13 protein-coding genes and 2 pseudogenes are annotated in these 25,252 nt (G+C 58.5%); 7 read left to right on the forward strand and 8 right to left on the reverse strand.

Going from position 1 to position 25,252, the window contains the following annotated elements; translation table 11 throughout:
- Positions 1-2 precede the first annotated feature (2 nt).
- The 3 genes and pseudogenes from ACMGGE_RS20955 to ACMGGE_RS20965 form a co-directional block, all read left to right on the forward strand.
- A pseudogene (locus tag ACMGGE_RS20955) lies at positions 3-10,042 on the forward strand (hemagglutinin repeat-containing protein); the annotation flags it as partial.
- 51 nt (positions 10,043-10,093) lie between these two features.
- A pseudogene (locus ACMGGE_RS20960) lies at positions 10,094-13,324 on the forward strand (hemagglutinin repeat-containing protein); the annotation flags it as partial.
- A complete protein-coding gene (locus ACMGGE_RS20965) occupies positions 13,324-13,776 on the forward strand; it encodes a hypothetical protein (RefSeq protein ID WP_008499695.1) in 453 nt (150 codons plus the stop codon). The pseudogene ACMGGE_RS20960 and the gene ACMGGE_RS20965, both read left to right, overlap by 1 nt.
- Positions 13,777-13,986: 210 nt before the next feature.
- Here ACMGGE_RS20965 and ACMGGE_RS20970 read toward each other — a convergent pair whose 3' ends face one another.
- The 5 genes from ACMGGE_RS20970 to ACMGGE_RS20990 form a co-directional block, all read right to left on the reverse strand.
- Positions 13,987-15,057, reverse strand: coding sequence for an ABC transporter ATP-binding protein (locus ACMGGE_RS20970; RefSeq protein ID WP_048029132.1), 1,071 nt, complete (start codon positions 15,055-15,057; stop codon positions 13,987-13,989).
- On the reverse strand, positions 15,050-16,819 hold the full coding sequence (locus ACMGGE_RS20975; protein WP_008499693.1) for an ABC transporter permease: 1,770 nt from the start codon (positions 16,817-16,819) through the stop codon (positions 15,050-15,052). Before ACMGGE_RS20975 ends, ACMGGE_RS20970 begins: the two co-directional genes overlap by 8 nt.
- A gap of 80 nt (positions 16,820-16,899) precedes the next feature.
- On the reverse strand, positions 16,900-17,988 hold the full coding sequence (locus tag ACMGGE_RS20980; RefSeq protein ID WP_420294113.1) for an ABC transporter substrate-binding protein: 1,089 nt from the start codon (positions 17,986-17,988) through the stop codon (positions 16,900-16,902).
- Positions 17,989-18,156: 168 nt separating this feature from the next.
- A complete protein-coding gene (locus ACMGGE_RS20985; protein WP_420294114.1) occupies positions 18,157-18,852 on the reverse strand; it encodes a response regulator in 696 nt (231 codons plus the stop codon).
- Positions 18,836-20,476 carry an ATP-binding protein gene (locus tag ACMGGE_RS20990; protein WP_167213615.1) on the reverse strand — a complete coding sequence of 547 codons (1,641 nt, stop codon included), beginning with the start codon at positions 20,474-20,476 and terminating at the stop codon, positions 18,836-18,838. Before ACMGGE_RS20990 ends, ACMGGE_RS20985 begins: the two co-directional genes overlap by 17 nt.
- A gap of 176 nt (positions 20,477-20,652) precedes the next feature.
- Between ACMGGE_RS20990 and yjdI the strand changes: the two genes are divergently transcribed.
- Both yjdI and ACMGGE_RS21000 read left to right on the forward strand, forming a co-directional pair.
- Positions 20,653-20,883, forward strand: a complete 231-nt coding sequence (gene yjdI, locus ACMGGE_RS20995; RefSeq protein ID WP_253543231.1) for a 4Fe-4S mono-cluster protein YjdI — start codon at positions 20,653-20,655, stop codon at positions 20,881-20,883.
- A 10-nt stretch (positions 20,884-20,893) separates the two neighbouring features.
- Positions 20,894-21,166, forward strand: coding sequence for a GNAT family N-acetyltransferase (locus ACMGGE_RS21000; RefSeq protein ID WP_214538928.1), 273 nt, complete (start codon positions 20,894-20,896; stop codon positions 21,164-21,166).
- A gap of 27 nt (positions 21,167-21,193) precedes the next feature.
- Here the strand turns inward: ACMGGE_RS21000 and ACMGGE_RS21005 are convergent, their stop codons facing one another.
- Entirely contained in the window at positions 21,194-21,805 is a 612-nt protein-coding gene (locus tag ACMGGE_RS21005) for a LysE family translocator (RefSeq protein ID WP_008499686.1), read from the reverse strand.
- Positions 21,806-21,920: 115 nt separating this feature from the next.
- On the opposite strand from ACMGGE_RS21005, the gene ACMGGE_RS21010 reads away from it, so the two are divergent.
- Positions 21,921-22,391 carry an Lrp/AsnC family transcriptional regulator gene (locus ACMGGE_RS21010; protein ID WP_008499685.1) on the forward strand — a complete coding sequence of 157 codons (471 nt, stop codon included), beginning with the start codon at positions 21,921-21,923 and terminating at the stop codon, positions 22,389-22,391.
- A 38-nt stretch (positions 22,392-22,429) separates the two neighbouring features.
- Here ACMGGE_RS21010 and ACMGGE_RS21015 read toward each other — a convergent pair whose 3' ends face one another.
- Together ACMGGE_RS21015 and ACMGGE_RS21020 are read right to left on the reverse strand one after the other, a co-directional pair.
- A complete protein-coding gene (locus ACMGGE_RS21015; protein WP_045909904.1) occupies positions 22,430-23,659 on the reverse strand; it encodes an amino acid permease in 1,230 nt (409 codons plus the stop codon).
- A 119-nt stretch (positions 23,660-23,778) separates the two neighbouring features.
- The gene (locus tag ACMGGE_RS21020) at positions 23,779-24,240 is read right to left on the reverse strand and encodes a multidrug/biocide efflux PACE transporter (RefSeq protein ID WP_023333288.1); all 462 of its coding nucleotides are present in this window, start codon (positions 24,238-24,240) and stop codon (positions 23,779-23,781) included.
- A gap of 105 nt (positions 24,241-24,345) precedes the next feature.
- Here ACMGGE_RS21020 and ACMGGE_RS21025 point away from each other — a divergent pair, with 105 nt between their 5' ends.
- Positions 24,346-25,212 carry a LysR family transcriptional regulator gene (locus ACMGGE_RS21025; protein ID WP_045909903.1) on the forward strand — a complete coding sequence of 289 codons (867 nt, stop codon included), beginning with the start codon at positions 24,346-24,348 and terminating at the stop codon, positions 25,210-25,212.
- The last annotated feature ends 40 nt before the right edge of the window (positions 25,213-25,252 follow it).

The following is a 25,252-nucleotide window of genomic DNA, read 5'->3' on the forward strand; positions in this document are numbered from 1 at the left end:
CTATGGATACCCGTCACCCACCCGTTCGTTTCTCGCAGCGTCTGATCAGCTGGATTGTCTGCGGCTTAATGGTCTGGCAGCCGATGGCACCTGCCGTCGCGGCGGCGCTGACGCCGACCGGGCAGACCACGGTCGATCGGGCGGGGAACGGGGTGCCGGTCGTCAACATTGCCACGCCCAACGGGGCGGGTATCTCGCATAACCAGTTCGGTGAGTATAACGTCGGCAAAGAGGGGCTTATCCTCAATAACGGCACGGACCGTTTAACCCAGACCCAGCTGGGCGGGCTTATCCAGAACAACCCCAACCTGCAGGCCGGGCGGGAAGCGAAAGGCATTATCAACGAAGTCACGGGTGCCAGCCGCTCGCAGTTACAGGGCTACACGGAAGTCGCCGGTAAAGCAGCAAACGTCATGGTGGCCAACCCGTACGGCATTACCTGTAACGGGTGCGGATTTATCAACACCCCGAACGTCACCCTGACCACGGGGAAACCGCAGTTCGACGCCAGCGGTAACCTGCAGGCGCTGGAGGTGACGAAAGGCGCCATCACGGTTGAAGGCCAGGGGCTGGATGCCAGCAAGAGCGACGCGCTGTCGATCATTGCGCGCGCGACGGAAGTGAACGCCGCGATACATGCGAACGACCTGACGGTAACGGCAGGGGCGAACCGCGTGGGCGCAGACGGCAGCGTCAAGCCGATTGCCGGTGAGGGTGCCGCGCCCGTGGTGGCCGTGGATACCGGCGCGCTCGGCGGGATGTATGCCAACCGTATCCGCCTGGTCTCCAGCGAGACGGGCGTGGGGTGAACCTCGGCAACCTCACCGCGCGCCAGGGCGATATTCAGCTGGACGCGGGCGGGAAACTGACGGTCACGAACAGCCTGGCCAGCGGCTCGATTACCGCGAATGGCGCGGGAGTGGTCCTCAACGGCAGCCATCAGGCCGGTGGCGCGGTGAATGTAACCAGCTCGCAGGATGTGAAACTCAATAACAGCACGCTCGCCAGCCAGGGCGATATGCGCCTTTCCGCTGCGGGGAAAGTGCAGACGACGGGTGGCGGGACAAACAGCGCAGGCGCGCTGTCGGTGAGCAGCGGGCAGGGGATGACGCTCAGCAATACCTCCCTGGTCTCCCGCGGCGCGGCGACACTGGACAGTAAAGATACCCTGACCGTAAACGGCGGCGGCGTGTCGGCACAGGGCGGGGCGCTAACCGTCACGAGTAAAAAGGGAATGGCGCTTGCGGATGCGACGCTGACGGGTCAGGCCGACACCACGCTGTCCACCGACGGCAGCCTGACGCAGCGCGGCGGCAGCGTCACCAGCAAAGGTGCGCTCAGCGTGACGGTCGGGAAAGATATCACGTTGACGAATACCCGCAGCGGTAGCGATACCCGCGCGACCCTCAGCAGCGGCGGCACGCTGTCATCCACGGCCAGTGCGGTCTCGGCAGGGGAGCGTCTGGCCCTGAGCGGTGGACAGCTGATGATGGACGGCCAGAGCCGGGCCGATGCCACGGGCGATGTCCGCCTGACGGGCAGCGCCGTCAGTAATCAGGGGCAGGTGAATGCGGGGCGCGACATTGCCCTCTCCGGCAACAGGGTGTCCAACAGCGGCCAGCTGGCGGCGAAAGGCCACCTTGACGTGAACGCAGGAGAGCTGACAAACGGCGGCATGGTGCAGGGTAACGACGTCACCCTGAAGGGGCAGACGGTCACTAACAGCGGTACCCTGCAGAGCGCCGGCAACCTGGCGCTAAGCGCCGGTACCCTGGAGCAGATGGGCACGCTGAGCGCGAAAGGCAATGCAAACGTCGCGGCGCAGCAGACCCTGCGTAACAGCGGCAGCCTGCTGGCTGACGGGGCGATGAGCGTGACGGCAGACACGCTTGAACAGAATGGCACCCTGTCCGGCGCGACGGCGCTGACGGCGCAGACCGGCACCCTGACCAGCGGTCAGGCGTCCCGTACCACCAGTCAGGGCAATGTTCAGATTACCGCGACCCGCAGCGCCAGCCTGAACGGGCAGACGGACGCGGCGGGGGCATTAACCGTCAGTACCGGCGACCTGACCACCGGCCAGGATGCGCATCTGCAGAGCGGGCAGGGGCTTACCCTGCAGGCGCAGAATGCCGCGCTGAATGGCACGCAGGCGGCGAAGGGGGCGCTGTCGGTGACGGCGGGCACGATTGCGCACGCCGGGAAATCCACCGGTAACGTGCTGAGTTTTAACGCGACCGGCGACCTGACCAGCGGCGGAGAGCTTACCGCCAGCGCCATCGCGCTCAGCGGACAGAACATCCTCCAGTCCGGCGTCGCAAAAGCGGAACGCATGACCCTGACGGCTCCTGAACGCATCACCAGCAGTGGTACGCTGGTTGCCGGTACGCTGGCGCTGGACGCTGCCTCGGTGGAGAACAGCGGACTGCTGCAGGGGACCACCCTGCTCGGCCTGAAGACCGGGTCACTCACAAACCTCGCGGGCGGATCGGTCTACAGCACGCAGGATTTAACGCTGAACGTTCCGGTGCTGTCTAACCGCGGGCTTATCACTACCGACGGCACGCTGCGCCTCCGGGGCGACACGCTGACAAACCAGGGTGAAATCAACGGCGTCAGCCTGAGCAGCGACTACCTCAGCCTGACCAACACCGATACCGGACGCCTGCTGGCGGACGACCGGCTCACCCTGAACGGCACTGCGTTTGCGAACGCGGGCAATATTGCAGCCAGCGACCTGCACATCACGGCGAACAGCCTGCAAAACCAGGGCACCGTCGAGGGGGACTCGGCGCTGACGCTCGGTGTGGCAGACCTTACTAACCGTGGCGCGCTGCGCAGCAGCGGAACGCTGACGCTCGGCGGTGAAACGCTGGTCAACAGCGGCGAGCTCAGCGCCACCGCGCTGCTGCTGAACCTGACCCGACAGGCCAGCAACGATGCCGACGGGCGGGTGATTGCCCGAAACGGCCTGACGCTGACTACCGCCAGCCTGACGAACAGCGGGCTAATGGCCGGTACCGACGCGCAGTTTAACAGCGCGTCGGTGACCAACGGCGGCACGCTGCAGGGGACACATTCCCTCACGGCGACCGGGGCACAGCTCAGCAACCAGCAGGCGGGCATGCTGCTCTCCGGTGGCGCGCTCGCCCTGAATCACACCACCCTGAACAACGCCGGGCTGCTGCAGGGCAACACCCTGAACCTCGCCACCGGTGAGTGGATGAACACCGGTAACGCGCTGGGGGAAACGGGCGTGACGGCGGCGGTAACCGGCACGCTGATCAACAGCGGTAAGGTGCTCAGCCAGCAGGCGCTGGACGTCCAGGCCGACAGGACCGATAACCGTGGCCAGTTGCTGGCGAAAGTGCTGACCCTGCGGGGCGACCTGCAGAACAGCGGCCTGCTTCAGGGCAGCAGCACGCTGGCCTGGTCCGGGAACACCTTCACGAACCAGCCTCAGGGCCAGGTGACGGGCGGCGAGACCCTGACGCTCAGCGGACAAACCCTCAGCAACGCGGGCAGCCTTCAGGGGCGCAGTGCGACGCTTGACGCCGGGAGCCTGAATAACCAGGGCAGCGTTCAGACGCTGGACGCCCTGACGCTTTCCACGACCGGCAGGCTGGATAACACGGGTGCCCTGCTCAGCCAGAATCTGTTCACGCTGACGGCGGCGCAGCTGTTCAACGACGGCCAGCTGGCCGGGAAAGCCCTCGCGGTGAAGGCTGCGCAGCTGAACAACACCGGGATTCTTCAGGGCAACGACACGCTGACGCTGACCACCCGCGCGCTGAGCAACGGCGCCACCGGGCAGCTGGTGAGCGGCAGTCCTCTGAACTTATCCCTCGACACGCTCGATAACGCCGGCCTGCTGCTGGTGAAGGGCGGTTTCACCCTGCGGGGCAGCGACCTGACGAACCGGGGCGATATTCAGGCGCAGAGCCTGGATTTGGGCCTGAGCAATGCCCTGACCAACACGGGGAACATCGTTGCCACCGACGATGCCGCGCTTAACGCGACGACGCTGACCAGCAGCGGCACGGTGGCGGGCAAAACGCTGACAGCAGGCGGTACTGAGCTGCGCAACAGCGGCCTGATGCAGGGCAGCAACGCGGTTAACGCCACCGCCGACCGCTTTATCAACGAGCTGAACGGTAAATGGCTCTCCGGCGGCGGCTTCACGCTGACGGGCGGACAGCTGACCAACGCCGGTACGCTGCAGGGCGCGACGCTGGGCATGACCGGCACCACCCTCACCAACAGCGGCACGGTGAACGGGCAGACGGGACTCAGCGGCACGCTCAGCGGGGCGTTAACGAATACCGGGCTGCTGCAGAGCGGCGGCACGACCGCCTTCACCGCGGACACCCTGGCGAACCCGGGGCGCATCACGGGCGGTACGCTGTCCCTCACTGCCCGCGATATGAACAACGGCGGGCTGATGCAGGGAACGAACGGCCTGGCGCTCACCGGCACCACGCTGACCACGGGCGCGGCCTCGCGCACCCTCTCCGGCGGCATGCTGACGCTGGATGCAGGCCAGCTGACCACGCAGGGCACGCTGCAGGGGAACGGCGCGGACATCCGCGCCAGCGACTGGGCGCACGGCGGGTCTCTGCTCAGCCAGGGAACGCTGACGGCCACGACCGGCGGCACACTGACCTCAACCGGCTCGCTGATGAGCCAGGGTAGGACGGATATCACCGCACAGACGCTGGATAACCGCGGGCAGCTCCTCAGCGAGGGCGATGTGACGCTCGGCGGCAGCACGCTTAAAAACAGCGGCACCGTGCAGGGGAACACCCTCGCGCTGCATCAGAACAGCATTAACAACCAGGGCACCTTAACCGGTCTGCAGAGCCTGACCGTTCAGGGGCAGCAGCGGCTGATGGCGCGCATGGCGATGGCCGCGCCTCAGCAGGAGCTGATCAACGGCGCAGGCGGTAAGCTTCTCACCCAGGGTACTCTGACGATTGCGTCCGGCGCGGTGACCAACGCCGGCAGCTGGCAGGCACAGAATATTCTGCTTAACGCCCGGTCGCTCAATAACAGCGGCGCGGTGCAGAGCGCCGACGCGCTGCAGATGACGCTGGCCGATACGCTCACCGGAACCACAGGCAGCAGGATCACCGCGCTGGGTGCGGCGACGCTGCAGGCCGCGACGCTGGCGAACCAGGGGCAGTGGGCGGCGAAAAACCTGACGCTGACAGGCGGTACGCTCAGCAACAGCGGCGCCATCAGCGGCGTGAATGGCCTGACCCTCAGCCAGACCGGCGCGGTCAGCCAGCAGTCTGGCGGCACCCTGCTGTCCGGCGGGGCGCTGAACATCACGGCGGCCTCCGTCACCAGCGACGGCAAAATGCAGGGGGGCACGCTCGGCATCACCACCGGGGCGCTCACCAACAACGGACGTCTGCAGGGCGATAACGGCGCGACGCTGGCCCTCAGCGGTACACTGACCAACAACAGCGGAGGCGAAATCGTCAGCCGCGATGCGCTGACGCTGACCACGCCCGCGCTGTTTAACTACGGCCTTATCCAGGGCGGCGGCGAGACGCGCGTGACCGCCTCCTCGCAGGCGCGTAACGACGGCAGGCTGCTTTCCGGCGCGCGCCTGACGCTCGGCACGCCGCAGTTCACGGGCACCGGCTGGCTGCAGGCCACCGACCTGATCCTGAATGCGGCAAACGCTACCAACGGCGGCACGTGGGTGGCCGATCGCGCCACCCTGACCGGCACCAATTTCGCCAGCCAGGGCACCACCCAGGCGGGACAGCTAACGGTTAACTACAGCCAGCTGAACAACAGCGGCACGCTGCTCGGCAACACGCAGCTGAATATTGGCGCGGACCAGGTAACCCAGAGCGCGGGCGGCAAGCTGCTGAGCGGCGGCAACCTGTGGCTGCAGAGCCGGGGGCTGGACCTTACCGGCCAGCTGGTGTCCCTGGGGGACTTAACGCTGCAGCTGACGAACGCGTTTACCAACCGAACCGCCGTGGCGGCAGGCAGAACCCTCACCATCAACAGCGGCGGCGACATCGATAACCGCAGCGTGCTGCAGGGGCAGGCGGTCAACCTGAACGCGGGCGGGCAGCTCAGCAACAACGGACAAATCACCACTGGCGGCGGCGCGAGTACGCTTTCCGGCAGCAGCGTGGCGCTGAACGGCGCGGGCTCGGTGCAGGGCGGAGGTGACATCACCGTGGCCAGCCGGAGCAATATTACCGTGGACGGCTTCACCGGCACGCGCGGCTCGCTGACCCTGAGCGCGCCGGGCGCTATCGTCAACACCGCGCTGCTGTACGCGGCGAATAACCTGGCGCTGTTTGCCGACAGCATCACCAACCAGCGCGGCGACATCATGGCGGGAAACAACCTGTGGATGCAGCGGGATGCGGCAGGGAATGCGAACAGCCAGGTGGTGAACACGTCGGGGAATATTGAGACGCAGAATGGTGATATTACAATTAAAACTAATCGTTTTTTTAATCATTACGAAGTTTTTGATGTAAAAACCGAAAGCAGTAGTCCGACTAATTCAGGGGACTTAAATAAACAATTACCTTCCAATGCCCATTTTGGGGAGGACAGTAAAGGTCCTTACATTGAAGTTAAGATGCATATTGATCTTATACCCGATGAAGTTGTACTCAGTAACGGACCGGAAGAAAATGTAACTATACACACGCAAGGTACCGCAGGGAGACTTTCTGCAGGAAAAGATTTGAATATTTCCAGCAATGAGCTTATTAATCAGGCCAGTAATATGCTGGCAACTGGCAATATCAATATTTCCGGAAATCAGTTAAATAATCAAAGTTACCAGTCTGGTAAAAGCTCCAGTGAAATTGTTTACCAATTATCCACTATGTCAGGCTCCGATGGTGATTTCCCTACGGTTGTTTACAGGCCTAAGAGTTCTTCAGGTTCTGTTCCTGATGGCCCCGTTTACCGCGCTGTTATACAAGCCGGCGGTAACGTTAATGCAAACTTTACCAGCAATATCAGCAACACTAATACCACTGCGAACGCGGGCGGCGTTAGCAACGTTATCTCCACGCCGTCGCTGAACACCCTCAGCAACCAGAGCGTCGGCAGCGGCGTACAAAAACAGGGGCTGAGCAATACCGGCACCGTGGCGGTGAACTCGCCGCAGTGGAACGATCAGCTCAAGGGTGCGCTGCAGCAGCTTAACGGCGGCGGCGCGCTGGAAAACGGCGGCGCGTCCGGCACGCCTCTCAACAACATTGGCACCAGGCAGAAAGGCAACGCGAACCTCGGCCAGCTGGGCGCACTGGCGAACGCCGGGGTCACCACCGCCGATCTCAGAACCGCTCAGGGCGGAGCCGTCGGGCATTATCAGGGACAGCGCGTCGATACCAGCGCTTACCCGCTTCCGTCGGGCAACAACGGCTATTTTGTCTTCTCCGACAACCCGAAAAGCCCGTACCTGATCAGCATCAACCCGAAACTGAACGGTCTCGGACAGCTTGATCCCGCCCTGTTTGCCGACCTGAACGCAATGCTCGGGGTCAAACCATCGTCCACGGCGCCGCAGGAGACGCGGCTGGCGTTTACCGACGAGAAGCAGTTCCTCGGCTCGTCTTACATGCTCGGCCGACTCAACCTGAACCCGGATTACGATTACCGCTTCCTCGGTGATGCGGCGTTCGATACCCGCTATGTCTCCAACGTGGTGCTCAACCAGACCGGTAACCGCTACCTGAACGGCATCGGCTCCGATCTGGATCAGATGCGCTATCTGATGGATAACGCGGCGGCGGCGCAGCAGTCGCTGGGCCTGCAGTTTGGCGTCTCGCTGACCGCCGATCAGATTGCCGCGCTCGACCACAGCCTGCTGTGGTGGGAGAAGGCCACCGTCAACGGAGAAACGGTGATGGTGCCGAAACTCTACCTGTCGCCGAAGGACGTCACCGTCAATAACGGCAGCGTGATCGCGGGCAACAACGTTACCCTGAAGGGCGGCGACATCACCAACAGCGGCAGCTCGCTGCTGGCGAAAAACAGCCTGACGCTCGACAGCCAGAACAGTATCAGCAACCTCAACAACGGCCTGATGAAAGCGGGCGGCGACCTGAACCTGAGCGCTATCGGCGATATCAATAACATCAGCTCCACCATCAGCGGCAAAACGGTCGCGCTGGAGAGCCTGGACGGCAGCATCAACAACCTGACCCAGGTTGAGCAGATTGATATCAACGCCGGAGGGAAGTACGGCAAGATCGGCCTGAAAGACACCCTGCTGGGCAACACGGCGTCTATTACCGCGCAGGATGGCCTGTCGCTTGAGGCGGGGAAAAACATTACCGTCACCGGGGCGAACCTGGCCTCCGGCGGCGATATGCTGCTGAACGCGTGGGGTGATATTGCCGTCAACGCGAATCAGATCAACGACGCATTCAGCTCCAGCCGGGCGAAAACCAGCCGTTCGTCCGTCACGTATCAGGGCAGTAACGTCACCGCGGGCGGCAACCTGCTGGTGAACGCCGGGCACAACCTTGACGTGACCGCCAGCGACCTGAAGGCGGGCGGCAGCGCGGGGCTGAGCGCGGGCAACGACCTGAACCTGAACGCAGAGCAAACCAGCGAAAGCAGCCGGAAAGGGAAAAGCGAGTCCCACAGCACCGGGCTCGACCGCACCACGATTTCCGCAGGCGATAACCTGGTCCTGAAGGCCGGGCAGGATATCAACGCTCAGGCTGCCGCGCTGGCAGCGGAGAAAAGCGTCGGGCTGCAGGCGGGTCGCGACGTGAATCTGGCGGCGGAAGAGACCACGCAGGGCGATAGCTATAAGTCAGGCAATAAAAAAGTGATTAACGAGTCGGTTCGCCAGTCGGGAACCGACATCACTGCGGGCGGGAATGTGACTGTTGTCGCCGGACGGGATGTAACGGCTCAGGCAGCAGATGTCTATTCCGCAGGCGATACAGCCGTGGCCGCCGGGCGGGATATCACCCTTTCCACTGCGACGGAAAGTGACTATGCATACCGGGAGAAGAAAAAGACGTCCGGTGGATTCCTCAGCAAGAAAACCACTCACACCATCCACGAAGAAACGCATACGCGTGAGAAAGGTACGCAGCTTTCGGGCGAAAACGTTGCTCTCCGGGCTGGTAACAACCTGACGGTGCAGGGCTCGTCAGTTGCTGCTGAGCGCGATGTGGCCCTGAAGGCTGGAAATGATCTGACCGTGGAGGCAGCAACCAACACCGACACGTACTACGACATGAAGAAGACGAAGAAATCCGGCGTTTTCTCCAGCGGGTCGGGATTGGGTATCACCATCGGGTCGCAGTCTTCAAAAAGCACCCGGCAGGGGGCAAATACGACGCAGAGCGATGCCCGCAGCACGGTGGGCACTACTGGCGGTAATGTCATCATCAGCGCCGGAAATGACGTCCAGTTGAGTGCGGCAGATGTGGTTGCCGGAAGAGGGAAGGATGATTTCTCCCGCAAAACCGGCCATATCGATATCACTGGCGACAGCATCGCCATCCTTCCTGGACGGGATACGACCACTGAGTCCATGAAGCAGGAGTCCAAATCGTCTGGCGTCACGGTCAGTGTGAAAGCGCCATTTGAAGACACTGTGCGTAACGTGCGCGATATCGTTCGTGGTAAGGGCAACAGTGGCAACAGCACCGTCGATAAAGTGAAGGGGCTGGGGGCTGAAGGCGGTGCGCTCGCGCTTGACGGACCAGGGCAGATGATGGCCATTTCCGCAGGAAGCACCCGGTCTTCCTCTGAGTCGCACTACGAGGGCGAGTTTAACAGCGGCAGTCATTTTGCCGCCGTAGGCAATATCCAGATGACTGCCACCGGTAAACAGGGAGGCAGCAACAGCGGTAATATCCTGATTGCCGGGAGCCAGGCTAAGGCCGGTGAAACGGTGATCCTCGATGCGAAACGTGACGTTGATATCACCACATCCACAGACAGCGAAAAATACAGCAGCAGCACTAAAAATAGCGGCTGGAATCTCTCGAGCGCCCTGAGCGCCGGAAGTGCTGTTCGTGCCATCGCGGGTGGGGGTTCCCACGGCAATCAGCTCCTGCCGGGCGGGATGAGCAAGGCGGAGAGCAACAATAGCGGCACCCGGACCACACAAAACGCGTCGGTTATTCAGGGCTCAGATATTTACGTTAACAGTCGTGACGGAAGCGTGAATATCAACGGCAGCCTGATGACCGCCACGGACGATCTTCTGCTGTCAGCCATAAATGGGGATATCTCCGTTTCTGCCGGACGCGATACATCGCGCAGTGAGAGCAGCGGCAGCAGCAAATTGCTGGGAACGCTGGGCGGCGATGGTTACAGCGCCACGGCAGGCTACCGCCATGAAAAAAACAGCAGTCGGGAAGATAGCAGCCTCGAAAACGGATTGCGCAGCCAGCTAAGCAGCAAAAACGGTAACGTTGTCGCGCAGGCCGGTAACGATCTTTCCCTGTCAGGTACGGATATCCGTGCCGGTAAATCGGTCTCACTCAGTGGCGAAAATGTCCTCATGGGGGTGAGCCGGGATACCCGTGACGGTGAAAACCACAGCAGCAGCGCCCAGTATGGTGTGACGGCATCTGCTGGCGGCTGGGCTGTTGACGCTGCTAAAGCCGCAGAGACGGCTGCCCGCAGCGCAGAAAACGGCGATGATCCACGGCTGACCGCCATCAGAACAGGCCAGTCGGCGGCAACCGCGGCGCAGGGCGCTATGTCGGACTCGTCGCTCATCAAGGCTAAAGTGTCTTTAACGGCGGGGACGTCCTCTCAGGACAGTCGTTACCACAGTACCGACACGCAGGGCACCACCATTAATGCCGGTGAGAATGTCTCTGTTCGTGCCGGAAATGACATTGCCGGTATGGGGGTACAGATCGCGGGTAAACACGTGGCGCTGGATGCGGGGCGGGATATTCTGCTGTCTTCCTCCCAGAACACAACCCACTCTGAGAGTAAAAACAGCGGCAGCCAGTTCAGCGTCGGTGTCGGTATGAGCCTGATTGGTGCGCAAAACGGCATCTCGGTGGAGCTGGGGGCGTCACAGCATAAGGGTAAGGAAAACAGTCAGTCGCAGCGCAATACGAACAGCGTTGTCCATGCTGATGAACAGCTTACGGTGAACAGCGGACGCGACACCACCCTGAAAGGTGCGGAGCTGGAAGGTAACCGTGTGGTGGTCAACACCGGGCGCGATCTTACCATCAGCAGCGTGCAGGATACAGCCAGTTATAACAGCAAGCAGTCTTCGTCAGGCGCGTCCCTCAGTCTGTGCATACCGCCACTGTGTTATGGTGCCTCTTCCGGTAGCGTCAGTGCATCGGGTGAGAATATCACCCAGAATGGTAAGAGCGTCGCTGAACAGAGCGGGATATTCGCAGGCAAGGGCGGCTTTGCCGTCACCACCGGAAATCATACCCAGCTTGACGGCGCGGTGATTGCATCCACGGCGTCTGCAGATAAAAATAGCCTCGATACCGGTACGCTGGGTTTCAGTAATCTCCACAACGAGAGCCAGACCAGCGGCAACGGCTACACGGTGGCGCTTTCCGGCAGTGCGGGCGGCAGCGGAAACGGTGAAAACCGCAACCTGGCACCGGCCATCGGTACAGGCCAGTCAGAAGAGAGCCATACCGGGACGACCTCATCAGCGGTGAGTGGCGGTAGCATTGTCATTCGCAACCCGGCGGGACAAAAACAGGATATTGCTGACCTGAGCCGTGATACGGCTGGCGCCCACCACGGCGTGGACGTGAACGGTGATGTGCAAAAGGTCAGGGATAACCTGGCGGTCCAGAGCGAAGGCGCGGCGCTGGCCACCTCTGTGCTGGATGCTTACGGCAAGTATGCGGAGCAGAAAGCGCGGGAATCCAATGCGGCGCTGGGCGCGAAGCTGGCGTCAGAAGGAAAACTGCAGGGCGATACGCCGCAGGAGCAGGAAGCATTCCTGAAGACACAGCCCGGATACCAGAATACGGAGTATGGTCCGGGGAGTGCCTTCTGGACGAAGGGCAGCGCAGCGGCGGGATTACTGGCAGGTGCGCTTGGCGGTAACCTGAGGGCCGGCGCGGCAGCGGGGGCGGCCCCTCTGCTGGCGACCCTGGTCAAGGAGCAGAAAGACGCGACAGCCCGTGCCGCGCTGCACGGTATTGTGGCGGCGGCGCTGACGCAGCTGAGTGGGGGGAGCAGTGCTGATGGCCTGAAGGCTGGTGCCATAGGAGCCATTACGGCCTCGGCGATGACTGACCATCTGGTCAGCGCGCTGTATGGAGATAAAAAATCCAGTGACCTGACAGCAGAGGAGAAACGGCTGGTCAGTAGCCTCGTGAGTATTGCAGGTGGTCTGGCGGGCGCTGCTGTGACGGATGGCAGTGTCTCCATGGCGGCGACGGCGTCGGAAACGGCGAAGGTGGAGGTTGAGAATAACTCGCTGGGTGTCGTTATACAGGGCGGTAAACTGGCTGCACAGGGATGTCTGAAAATTTCTGCTTGCCGTGATCGCCTGGTTGCCAGTGGTCTGGGTGCTTTACTGGGCATTGGTGCATCCACATCAGCAATGGATACATTGTCACAAGATGAGCAGTTGCATCTGATCTATGTGGCCTCGCTCAATGATCCTTCCCAGCTCAGTCAGTTAAATGATGCTCAGAAAGCGGCCTATGAGTCCCTGACAGGTAAGACGATCACCAGTACTGGTGGTACGCAGGTCATCAACCCGGGACCATCAAACACTGGTGGCGACCAGACTGTAACTGGAAATGTGCCCTCCAACACAGGGAAGAATAGTGTAGCAACCGGAGGGATAAATCATACTGGTAATACCAACGGTGATGGAGCGTCAAACAATAATGGCTGGACGACAACTACGCCGGTTCCGGATTCTCCTTCACTGGATGATCTTTTCTATCAGAACGAGAAGATCCCCGGTCTTGAAAATGTTCGCCCTGAAAATCCCGGTTATCCAGCCAATCAGAGTGTTATTGAAAAAATGAACGAACCTAAGTTTATTGCCTGGATAGGCAATACAGATTGTACGGATTGCTCAGATATCGCACCTAAACTTCTCGATGCAGCTGGCGGGCACGGGAAAATTATTGAAGCAAGGCCGACGACTCCGTACAACTTAAATGTGTATGAAAATGGAAAAATTGTACATGAACAAGCATTTCATCAGGTTTATACCGATGGTCAGTATGTTTACGATCCAAGAGTGTCCTTAAAACCAATTCCTAAAGGAGATTGGGAAAAACATATCAAATCTATAAATCAGGGAAGTGTTACGATCTCTGATAAATTACAGGGGTTAAAATAATGTTTCCGATAGGTAAGAAAGAAACAATCTTGTTGGACTTCATTGGTTCTCTTGGAAAACTGGAGTGGTTACATTATCAGAGCCGTATTGAAGATGAATGGATAAATGACCATTTTGAAAAAATTGATCGCTCTAAGTATCCTCCTTATACCAGTTTTCGTTTTGAAAAAGAGGTTCCAGAAGTTATCGCCTTACTGGAAGATGCGATTCAATCATATAAAGGTAAAGTTGAGTGGTGTATGACCCATCATCCGAAAGAGTATGGTACTGGTGTTAATCATCGTATTTTGCCTACATTTGTTAAGAATCTCAGAGTCAGTGAAGGTATGGAAGATGTTAACGAGTATATTGAAAACCATTATCCTGATTTTGGCCCAATCGCCTATGAAGATCTTGTTGGACTGACGGAGCATGTTCAATCAGTTTTCAAAAATGCTGGATATGATGCATAAATTTTCTTTATATGCTCTGTAATAACATTTTGATATGGAGCCTTAACCCGTTATGCGTAGGGATGGAAAGAAGAGTCAGGTAAATATTTAAGTCGGAATGCATTAACAATAATAACTAGCGCCACCAATCCTGGCATCAGCGCATTTCTTTATTTTGTAGACCCGGTAAGCGAATCGCTACCGGGCCATGGCAGATTAATTATTGACTCATCACCCTTTCGGGAACACCCAGACATGCTTCTCCGGCAGCGAAAGATGGCAGTGCTGCGGATCCCGCACCTCATGCCCATACGCACGAATGACAAAATCATCCCCCACCGTGCGGAACAGGTATTCCCAGCGGTCGCCGAGGTACATGCTGGTGAGCAGCGGCAGCTCAAGCTGATTTTCCCCTGGCCCCTCAACCACCGCGACGCGCTCGACGCGGATCACCGCCGTGGCGTCAGCGCCACTCTGCACGCCTTCACCGGCCTGGCCCCACAGCACCCAGCCTTTGCCTTCGATACGCGCTTTGCCGTCGCGCACTTCGGTGACCTTGCCGTGCAGGCGATTGTTGCTGCCCATAAACTCGGCGGTAAACAGCGTTTTCGGCGAGCCGTACATCTCCTGCGGCGTGCCCTGTTGCTCAATTTTGCCGTTGTTGAGCAGCAGGATACGGTCGGAAATGGACATCGCTTCGTTCTGGTCGTGCGTCACCATCAACGCGGACAGCCCGAGCTTGATAATCAGCTCGCGCAGGAACACGCGGGCCTCTTCGCGCAGCTTGGCGTCAAGGTTGGAAAGCGGCTCGTCCAGCAAAATCACCGGCGGGTTGTACACCAGCGCACGGCCAATCGCCACGCGCTGCTGCTGCCCACCGGAGAGCTGGTGCGGGTGACGTTTGCCAAGATGGCCCAGACCAAGCTGGTCCAGCACGTCCTGCACGCGCTGCTGGATCTCCTTGGCGGGCACTTTGCGCAGCTTGAGCGGATAGGCCACGTTCTCAAACACGGTTTTGTGCGGCCACAGGGCATAGGACTGGAATACCAGCCCCAGGTTACGCTCTTCCGCCGGGACCTCACTGCGCGGCGTGCCGTCGTATACTTTATTGTTGCCAATCACAATCGAGCCCTGGGTCGGTTTTTCCAGACCCGCGACGGCGCGGAGCAGGGTGGTTTTGCCGCTGCCGGAGGGGCCTAACAGGGAGACCACTTCGCCGCGCTTCAGGTTCATGGAGACACCTTTTAAAACAGGATTGTCGCCGTAGGTTAAGTGCAGATCGTCAACCGCTAATTCAATCATGTATTTTCACTCCGAAACGAAGGGCAATGCCCAGACCTACCACGACAAGCAGGATGTTAATGAAAGAGAGCGCCGCCACGATATCGATGGCACCCGCGGCCCAGAGGGAAACCAGCATCGAGCCGATGGTCTCCGTGCCGGGTGAAAGCAGGTACACACCCGTTGAGTATTCGCGTTCAAAGATCAGGAACATCAGCAGCCACGAACCGATAAGACCGTAGCGGGAGAGCGGAATAGTGACGTGGCGGGTGATCTGCCCGCGCGTCGCCCCGGTGCTGCGCGCGGCTTCTTCAAGCTCCGGCCCTACCTGCAGCAGCGTGGAAGAGATAAGCCTCAGCCCGTAAGCCATCCACACCACGGTATAGGCCAGCCAGACGCTGAAAATGGTGCTGCGCAGCGAACGCAGCCAGACGATGACGTTTTCACGCATCCAGTCGGTCCAGGCAAACCCGGAAAGCCAGCCTGATTTCAGCGAGTTATCCAGCCACATCGGCAGGAACAGGAACACCCACAGGAAGGCCAGACCCGCCAGCAGGCCAGGCACGGCGCGAGGCACCAGCACGCTGTAGTCCAGGAAACGCGTGGTGTTATCCGGCTTACGGTGCATGGCAATGCCGACAAACAGGTAGCACACCACGGCCAGCGCGCCGCCAATGACGCCAATCGCCATGGAGTTGACGATGGCGCGCAGCAGGTTGGGCTGCGCCCAGATGGTGCGGAAGGTGTTCAGAGAAAGCTCGTCCCACAGCGAAACGCCCACGCCCCAGTTGGAGATAAACGCGCGCAGCACCACGCCGAGCAGCGGAACGCCGATGGTGACGGTGAGCCAGAAGGCAATCACCCCGCCAGCCACCCAGCGCCATTTACCCAGCGGTAGCGCGCGGGCCTGCGAGGCCTTGCCCTTCATGGTGACGAAGCGGTTGGCGGTGCGCATCAGGCGACGCTGGAGCATCACCAGCGGGATGGTGATGCAGATCAGCACCACGGCAACCGCCGCCATCAGGTTATAGGATGGGGTACCCATCTTGTTCGTCAGCTTATAAAGATAGGTCGCCAGCACCATGTTGCCTTCCGGGTCGCCGAGGACCAGCATCAGGCCGAACACCTCCAGCCCCAGGAAGAACAGCAGCACGGTGGCGTACAGAATGGACGGGCGCACCATCGGCAGGCTGACGGAGGTCATCACCTGCCAGGGCGACGCGCCCGCGGTGCGCGCGGCTTCTTCCACGTCCGAGCCCACGCTGCGCAGCGCTGACGAGATATACAGATAGGCGTGCGGGACGTGCGTCAGGCCGGCTATGACCACAATGCTCGACATGTCGTAGATGTTCCACGGCACAAAGCCAATCAGCGCCTCAGCCCACTGGGAGAGAAAACCCACCGGACCGGCGGCCACCACGTAGCCGAAGCCCAGCACCATCGGTGAAACGAAAATCGGGACCAGGATCAGCGGCTCAATCAACCGGCGACCGGGCAGGTCGGTACGCACCATCAGAAACGCCAGCACGCCGCCCAGCGGGATAGAGATAAAGACCAGCCCGAAAGCGAGAATAAAGCCGCTTTTCAGGGCCTTATAAAAATCGGGGTCGGTGAAAATAAAATCAAATGATTCAAAGCTCCACTCTTTTGACGGCGAAAAGAACGGCGCGGACAGGAAGCTCTGGATCACGATAAACGACAGCGGCGTGTAGATAACCAGGGCGGTTATCAGCACGACGATGCCTCGCGGCAGGCTTTGCCACTTTCTGCGTAATGTATTCATGGGGTATCCCTGGTATTGCAGCCCAGAAAAACGAACTCAGTCGATAAGGGAGCGCGGCGGCCAGCGCCGCGCTCAGACGCTTATTTACCGGCGGCGGTACGCCACTCTTTGATGTACTCGAGGCGTTTTTTCGGCTGCAGGTATTCCAGCAGCGTTTCATCAACCGGGATCGGCTTCAGCGCGTTGCCGAGGATTTTGGTCAGGCCGTCGATATCGTTCTTGCCTTCGATATCGTTACGAATGGAGGGGATGTCCGCCTGATTGGCCAGAATGTTTTGCCCTTGTTCAGACAGCACATAGTCCAGCCACAGCTTCGCGGCATTGCTGTTTTGCGATTGCTGGCTGATGAACGACACGCGCGACAGCACCAGGGTGTAATCTTTCGGATAGGCAATGCCGAGTGACGCATCGTTCTTCGCACGCGCTTCCGCATAGGAACCGAGGATGTTGAAGCCGATCAGGTTTTCACCGGAGGAGACGCGCTCCATCATGGTGCCGGTAGACGACTGCACCGACAGGCCCCCTTTGGCGACGTCGGCCAGGGTCTTAAAGTAGTTCGGATCGGCGTTGTGATCCTGCACCGAGAGCATAAAGCCCAGACCCGATTTTTCGATATCGTAGGTGGTGACTTTGTTCTTGAATTTGTCCGTCTGGCTGGCAATCAGCTTCGCCAGCGCGGCGTGAGAATCCGGCACGTCACCAGCCGGGATCAGACGCTTGTTGTAGATAAAGACCACCGGCTCATAGGTGGTGCCGTAGGCCTTATCTTTCCAGACCGCCCATTTCGGCAGCTGGCTTTGCTCCGGAGATTTGTACTCCATGGCGTAGTCGGTGGCGAGCTTCAGGCCGGTGTCCATCGAGGAGCTCCAGACCACGTCGCCGCTCACGCCGCCGGAAGCCTGTTCGCTGATGAAACGGTTGTACAGCTCGGTGCTGTTCATGTCGTTGTATTCGACTTTAATGCCCGGGTAGGTTTTTTCGAAGCCCTGGATCAGCGGGCCGGCAGCTTTGATGTCGGTGGTGGAATAGATGACAACCTTGCCCTCTTTCGTGGCGGCATCAACCACTTTTTGATACTCAGCAGGATAACCCTGCGGCAGGGAAGACAGTGCAGAAGCAGAGAACAGTACGGTAGCGGTAAGCAGAGAAATTCGGAACGTGTTCGACATTATAGTTAACCTTTTAGTTACATTTGAGGAACTAATTGTCAACATAGCGTAAAGCGAGCCTCCGACAATAGGGAGGCGAGGGCAATGATTCCGAAGTGTGATTGTCGCCGTCGTTTCAGCAATTAACACCATAAAATCCGCGACCGTTAGCCAACGAACGGTTGCGGATTACGGTTTATCGGGAACTTTGCGGTATAACCGGCGAGGATGACCAATATTGCCGTACAGCATTTCAACGCTGATTAACCCGCTCTCCACGCAGTATTCAAGATAGCGGCGCCCCGTGGTTTTGCTGATCCCCACGTTTTCCACCACCTCCTCAACCGACATCGCACTGTCGGGATGCTCGGCGAACAGGCGTTTAATCCGCTCCAGCGTCTGGGGCTCAATGCCCTTCGTGGACGGCGTAACGGAGGTTTCCGCGGCAGGCAGATGAAACAGGCGATCCAGCGCATGCTGGTCGACCACCTTCACCTGCTTCACGGTGTGGATGAAGCGCATAAACCGCTCCAGCGAAGCGTGCAGGCGCTGGAAAAAGACGGGCTTGATGAGGTAATCAAACGCGCCGCTGCGCATGGCGTGGCTGCAGGTCTGCATATCACTGGCGGCGGTGATGAAGATCACCGAACACTCATAGCTTTTCAGCAGCGGGTTATCGATGAGCTCCACGCCTTTACCGTCCGGAAGATAGTTGTCCAGCAGGATAAGCCGCGGCTGATGCTGACGAATCAGGCTGCATGCCTGCTCAATCGACGCGGCGATACCCACCACGCGTAAATGAAAGTTCTGCTCGATATACTCGCGATGCAGCTCCGCCAGGTGCGGCTCATCTTCAACAATCACAACATCAAGTGCTCGGGTCATGCTTTAGCCCATTCGGAATAAATACAGAAAAAATAGTCCCTTGTGGCGTGTTGTCGGCAATCTCAATACTGCCGCCAGCCTTATCGATATATCCTGCCACCAGATACAGGCCAATACCGTGCTCGGTGCCTACAATGTCGTTTTCACGTTCCGGTTTGCTGCTGAATCCCTGGCGGAAAATATGCGGCTTCATCGCATCCTCCACCCCACAGCCCCGGTCGGCCACCTCGATCAGTAGCTCCTGGTTACGGTCAGAAATGTAGAGTTCCACCGGCGCGGGGACCGGTGCCTTAAGGGTCGCGTCCACCGCGTTATCCAGCAGGTTACCAATAATGGACATCAGCTCCGTTTCGTTGAGCGTGGCAGGCATGCGGGTGAGTTGGCAGGCGGGATCAAACAGCAATTCGATGCCTTTTTCGCGCGCGCTGACGTATTTTCCAAGCAGCAGACCACACAGCGCGGGAGAGGAAAAACGGGCGGAGACAAAGTCCAGCACCCGCTGCGCGCCTTCGGACTGCACCTGGATGTAACGAATCGCTTCGTCATAGTGTTTCATCTGCAGCAAGCCCACCAGCGTGGCGGTCCAGTTCAGCTGCTCGTGGCGCATAATGCGCAGGTTATCGGCATAGCGCTTGATCTGACTGAGCTGGCTGCTGAGGGTGTTGATGTCATTTTTGTCGCGAAAGCTGTAGACCCAGCCGCTTTCAACGCCGGGTTCGACCTCAATCGCCACCCGGTTGACGATCACCTCGCGCTGGTTCAGCACGGCAATCTGGTCGTGGCGGCCAGCGCTCACCGAGGCGTAGCGCTGGGATAAAAAGCCCGGCGACGTCTGCAGAACGTCTTCCAGCGGTTTGCCGATAAGCGCTTTCTCACTTTGCCGAATATCCAGCATTTCTCGTGCGGCGCGGTTAATTAAAATCAGCTGCTTCTCTTCATTGACGGCAAATACCCCCTCATACATGGCTTCTAATAGCGCGCGCTGCTGCAAAACCAGCTGAGCGATATCTTTCGGCTCCAGTCGGAACATCTGTTTTTTGAGATTGCGGGTAAACAGCCAGGAGAACATAAACAGCAGCAGCAGAAGAGCCGCGCCGTACAGCCCGGACTGCCAGAGAATGCGGGCATTAATATTGGCAATATAGGAGGTCAGATAGCCGACCGAGACAATACCTATCACCTGGTGCTGCGCGTTAAAGATCGGCGCTTTGCTGCGCAGTGAAACCCCAATCCCGCCCTGGCGCACGGAAATAATGGTTTTGCCCTTTAATACCTCCGCATTATCTCCGCCGATCATCGGTAAGTTAATCCGCTCCGGGGATTCCGAATGATAGAGGTGCTGTTCCTCGGTATCGCCAATCACAATGTAGCTGGCATCGCTTTCGGCGCGCAGCGGCTGGATTAACCGGGCGATGCCGGGGATATCTCTGGCCGCCACCTTTGCCGCCAGACCCGGCATCAGCGCGATCTGGCTGGCCTGAACCCGGGCACGCTGGCCGAGATCGTGATGGAGCTGCCGGTCAATAAAATGAAACAGGATCGTTCCCAGCAGAACTAACAGCAGGCAGGAGAAGCACACCAGCGCTAAAAATAGCTTTACCTGAAAAGAGAGTCTGCGTTTCATTCAACCTGCGGATGTTATGTAAAAGTGACATTTGCCGAGCCTGACATGGGCAAATAGCGGACGCAATCTGGCAAGAAAAGAGTTGTGACCTGGCTTTTCGTTTTCGGCGTTATAGCCATCAGGATCCCGTCAGGCTATTCTTCATTCAGCACGATAATAATTACAGAGGCAATGTCATGGATAAAGAGCTACTGGATGCGGGTTACCGGGCCTATACCGGCGAGAAAATTGACGTTTACTTCAACACCGGGATCTGCAAACACTCCGGTAACTGCGTGCGTGGCAGCGCAAAGCTGTTTAATCTGAAACGTAAACCGTGGATTATTCCCGATGAAGTGGACGTTGAAACGGTTGTAAGCGTGATTGATACCTGCCCGAGCGGTGCGCTGAAGTATCGCCAAAAATAAGCGAGGAACCATGGATATTCTGGAAGGCCATAACAAGTTTTACGTGAATGATGCGAACGGCAACCAGGTCGCGGAGATTGTCTTCGTGCCGACCGGCGAGCACCTGAGCATTATCGAGCACACCGATGTGGATGAGAGCCTGAAAGGGCAGGGCGTCGGTAAACAGCTGGTGGCGAGAGTGGTGGAGAAGATGCGCGGTGAGAACCGCAAAATTATTCCGCTGTGCCCGTTCGCGAAACATGAGTTTGATAAAACGCGGGAATATGACGATATTCGGGCGTAAAAAACACCGGCGATGGCCGGTGTTTTTTTATCTTACCTGCTCAAGCAGCAATACCATCGCGATCAGCACCATTATCCCTCCTGATGCCATGCTCACCCGACGCGCCGCCTGTGGCCGGGTCGCCAGCACCGCTTTCGAACCATACCCCACCAGCAGATAGACCAGCGTACAGGTGATAAGGTGCATCATCCCAAGCGTGGACATTTGCATTGCTAACGACCAGCTCCCGGTCGGGTCTGTAAACTGCGGGAGCAGGGCCAGAAACAGCAAAAACACTTTCGGGTTTAGGCCGCTAATACAGAGCCCTTTCACCGCCCACTGTCGCCAGTTTCCCGCGTGGTAGCTCGCCTTTTCCGGGGCGGCAGGGTGCCGCAATAGTCCGATGCCGAGCCACAGGAGATACGCGGCCCCCGCGAGGGTCAGCCCGGTTAACGCCAGCGGATGTTGAGCAATCACGACCCCCACGCCAGCCACGACAATGAGCGTGGCTAACAGATGCCCTGACATCAGCCCCAGCACCGCCGGTACCACGCGTCGTCCGTTAATCCCGGCGCTTATGGCGTAGGCCCAGTCGGCGCCTGGCGTCATGATGAGCAGAAACGAAACCACCCAAAAGCCGGCCACAATACTCATTTCCATCGTTCTGAAAACTCCCGCAGTGCGTTAAACGTTGCGAAAAAGAATATCGTTAACCCTGCGAAATAGGCTTTCAATGTTATGCTCATAACACGGTGAAATTGAGAAAATCTTCCAAATGGACAGCATCGATCGAAAAATTCTTGCGGCGCTCCAGTCTGATGGACGCCTGTCGCTTACCGAGCTGGCTGAGCGGGTCAATCTGAGCCTCTCGCCCTGCCATCGTCGCGTGCGGGCGCTGGAGCAAAGCGGGGCCATAACGGGATACCGTGCCAGCCTGGATCCCGCCAAAATGGGGTTTAACTTCCTGGCAATCGTCTTTGCGACGCTGAAAGAAGGGGACCGAAAGGCGGTTAGCGCGTTTGAAGAGGCGGTGGAGGAAATCCCGCAGATCGTGCTGGCGCAGCGTCTGTTTGGCGATCCCGATTATCTGATGCACGTTGTGACCCGCGACCTCTCCGCTTTCCAGAAGCTCTATGACGAGAAGCTTTCCGCCATGCCTGGCGTGCAACATCTTCGCTCAACGCTTGTCATGAAAACGGTGGTGCAGGACAGACCTTTTCCGCTGGACGTTACGGGACGAGACTGAATGACATGCCCGGCAGAGCGCCGGGCATCAAAGAGGGGTTAGCCGACGAACATTACCGACACGCACAGCACCCCGACGATCAGCGTCAGCAGGTTGCCAATGGAACGGTACGGTTTCAGGGAGGGGATCAGATACGTCGACAGCGTCGGCATGATAAACAGGATCATGGCGATAAGCGGGCCGCTGATGGCGTAAATCATCGAAATGGCGTTCGGGTTAATGCAGCAGACGGCAAAGGTGATTAACGACACTCCCATAATGGAAATCGCGCGGTTAAAGGCGCGGCTCTTTTTCACGCCCACCTGATTCAGCGACGACTTCACGATCTCCGTCGCCCCTTCAATCACCCCAAAATAGGTGCCGAGGAACGATTTCGACATCGCAATTATCGCCACGACAATCCCGGAAATTCCCAGCCACGCCGGTGAAGAGGGCATCATCGACAGCGCGGACAGGATCGTCACCCCTTCCTCTTTGGCGGCCACAATGTACGACGGCGGAATAGAGAGCAGGCAGCTGAAGACAAAGAACAGCACGCTCAGGCAGATAATCAGGTACGCCACCTTCATGATTTTCTTGCATTTATCCATGGCGCCGTCGCCAAATTTCTCGCGACGATCAACGGCAAACGTGGAGATAATCGGCGTATGGCTGAACGCAAACACCATCACCGGAATCGAAATCCAGACCTGGTGCAGCGTGTGGCGATCGACGGCCATCTGGCTGGTCAGCAGCGAGGGCTGCCAGCTGCCGATCAGATAGAGCGAGACAAACAGGAAATAGGCAATCAGCGGAAACACCAGGAAGCCCATCACTTTTATCGTGATATGCCGTCCCATCAGGAAGATCAGATTCAGGACCAGCACCACGCCAAGGCTGACCAGCACGCGAACAGCGGTATCCACCGTCAGGTGTTTTCCCAGCTGCTCGGTTAACGAGTTGGTGATGGCCACCGCATAAATCTGCACCACCACAAAGAAGGCGATGAAATAGAGCGTGGTGATCAGGTTGCCGATCTTCCGGCCGTAATAGTGCGAAACGGCGCCGGTGATCCCTTCGTTGCCTTTCGTTTTCGACGAGAGGATAAATTGCGCCAGCGCTTTGTGCGGCCAGTAGGTTAAGGGGTAGGCCACGAGGGCAGTAATAAACAGGACGATTGCGCCTGCGGAGCCCAGCTGAATGGGCAGGAAGAGCGTTCCTGCGCCCACGGCCGTGCCGTAGAGAGCGAAACTCCAGAGAGTCTCATCTTTTGACCAAATTTTCGACATTAGAGCAACGTATCAACTATCAAACCATCGGAATGGAGTGCAATTTACCATAGTTATGCACGGAGAGCGCAGTTGCTTCGAAGGCGTTTGGCCGGAACGGACGTCCGGCCAGAAGGCGTTCAGCCTGCCAGGGCGCGTCGTTGCTGGCGGCGCTTAAGAAATTTCTCGCGAAGGCAATCGTACGCCCAGTTATAGAACATGGTGTACGGCAGGAAGAACAGGAAGAAACCTATTTCCAGTGTGAATGCCTGCAGCAGGGTGACGCCCAGTACGGCGGCGACAATCGACACGCCAATCACAATAAACCCGCATTCGAAACCCAGCGCATGCAATGCACGCACTTTTGCCGTACGTTTGACGCGCTGAACGGGCCAGAAACGGTCGAAGCCGAAGTTATAAATAATGTTCCACAGCATGGCGGTGGTCGCCAGAATAATGGTCAACCCACCCATTTCCACCACGGAACGCTGCATGAGCCACGCCGCCGTAGGGGCGAGGATCGCCGTCGCAATTCCTTCAAAACAGACTGCATGAAAGATCCGCTCCGGCAGTTTACGTTGGAGTGCATCCTGATGTTGCATAGCGATAGACCTCGTTAATTCGCCGGTATGGGCGTTGATGCGGCCTATTTTCATCGCTAAAGCTGATATATTAAAGATAGTATCCATCGCTAAAGTAGATAGGTTATGCGCTATTCACCCGAAGCCCTTACCGCGTTTGTCGAGACCGTTGCGGCAGGCTCTTTCTCTGCGGCCGCACGCCGGCTGCGTAAAAGCCAGTCGACGGTCAGCACGTCCATTGCCCATCTTGAAGCTGATCTGGGCTTCGAGCTGTTTGACCGCTCGGCACGCCAGCCGGTGTTAACGGCCCAGGGAGAACAGGTGCTGGGCTATGTGCAGGCTATTCTCGCCGCCAGCACGCGGCTGGATGAGCTGGCGGTGTCGCTATCGGCGCAAACGGAGGCACGTCTGACGTTTGTCCTTTCCGATACCCTCAACCCGGACGTGCTGGAAGAGATGATGAAACAGTTTGACGCGCGCTTTCCCCATACGGAATTCGAATGTCTGATTGGCGAGGAGGAGGACGTGATCGATCTGCTGCAAAAGGAGCGCGCGCAGATTGGCCTCACCGAGGCGCGAGACGGTTATCCTACGGATATCGGCGCTATCCGGCTGCCGATGCAGACCCGCATGGCGATCTATGTCGCGACTACGCATCCGCTCGCCGGACAACATGACGTTCAGCGTGACGAGCTGCACGGCTGGCGAGAGCTGCGGCTGAGCACCTATCTTGAGCGCGAGGCGGAGATCGCGCGCGGGCCCGTCTGGTCAGCCCCGAATTACCTGTTACTCTTGAGTATGGCGGTACAGGGATTTGGCTGGTGCGTCTTGCCGTGCGCGCTGGTGGATGAGTTTGCCGCCGCGAAATCCCTGGTACAGCTCAATGTTCCCGGCTGGCCGCGGGCGATCGGCATCGATCTGCTGTGGAATAAACGATCCCCTCCCGGCGTTGCCGGAAGCTGGCTGCGGCAGTATCTGCAGGATGCACGCTGATCCTTGTGATTAAACTCACTATTTTTAAACAATTAAGATA

Origin of the sequence: Enterobacter sp. BNK-22 (assembly GCF_048684805.1) — a bacterium.
GTDB classification, from domain to species: domain Bacteria; phylum Pseudomonadota; class Gammaproteobacteria; order Enterobacterales; family Enterobacteriaceae; genus Enterobacter; species Enterobacter quasiroggenkampii.

Excerpts from the sequence above, each read along its gene's own strand:
- ACMGGE_RS20970 (WP_048029132.1), bottom strand. The coding sequence starts at position 15,057 with ATGATTGAATTAGCGGTTGACGATCTGCACTTAACCTACGGCGACAAT.
- ACMGGE_RS21005 (WP_008499686.1), bottom strand. The coding sequence starts at position 21,805 with ATGGAAATGAGTATTGTGGCCGGCTTTTGGGTGGTTTCGTTTCTGCTC.
- ACMGGE_RS20990 (WP_167213615.1), bottom strand. The coding sequence starts at position 20,476 with ATGAAACGCAGACTCTCTTTTCAGGTAAAGCTATTTTTAGCGCTGGTG.
- ACMGGE_RS20985 (WP_420294114.1), bottom strand. The coding sequence starts at position 18,852 with ATGACCCGAGCACTTGATGTTGTGATTGTTGAAGATGAGCCGCACCTG.
- ACMGGE_RS21020 (WP_023333288.1), bottom strand. The coding sequence starts at position 24,240 with ATGCAACATCAGGATGCACTCCAACGTAAACTGCCGGAGCGGATCTTT.
- ACMGGE_RS21025 (WP_045909903.1), top strand. The coding sequence starts at position 24,346 with ATGCGCTATTCACCCGAAGCCCTTACCGCGTTTGTCGAGACCGTTGCG.
- ACMGGE_RS21000 (WP_214538928.1), top strand. The coding sequence starts at position 20,894 with ATGGATATTCTGGAAGGCCATAACAAGTTTTACGTGAATGATGCGAAC.
- ACMGGE_RS20965 (WP_008499695.1), top strand. The coding sequence starts at position 13,324 with ATGTTTCCGATAGGTAAGAAAGAAACAATCTTGTTGGACTTCATTGGT.
- yjdI (WP_253543231.1), top strand. The coding sequence starts at position 20,653 with ATGGATAAAGAGCTACTGGATGCGGGTTACCGGGCCTATACCGGCGAG.
- ACMGGE_RS20975 (WP_008499693.1), bottom strand. The coding sequence starts at position 16,819 with ATGAATACATTACGCAGAAAGTGGCAAAGCCTGCCGCGAGGCATCGTC.
- ACMGGE_RS20980 (WP_420294113.1), bottom strand. The coding sequence starts at position 17,988 with ATGTCGAACACGTTCCGAATTTCTCTGCTTACCGCTACCGTACTGTTC.
- ACMGGE_RS21015 (WP_045909904.1), bottom strand. The coding sequence starts at position 23,659 with ATGTCGAAAATTTGGTCAAAAGATGAGACTCTCTGGAGTTTCGCTCTC.
- ACMGGE_RS21010 (WP_008499685.1), top strand. The coding sequence starts at position 21,921 with ATGGACAGCATCGATCGAAAAATTCTTGCGGCGCTCCAGTCTGATGGA.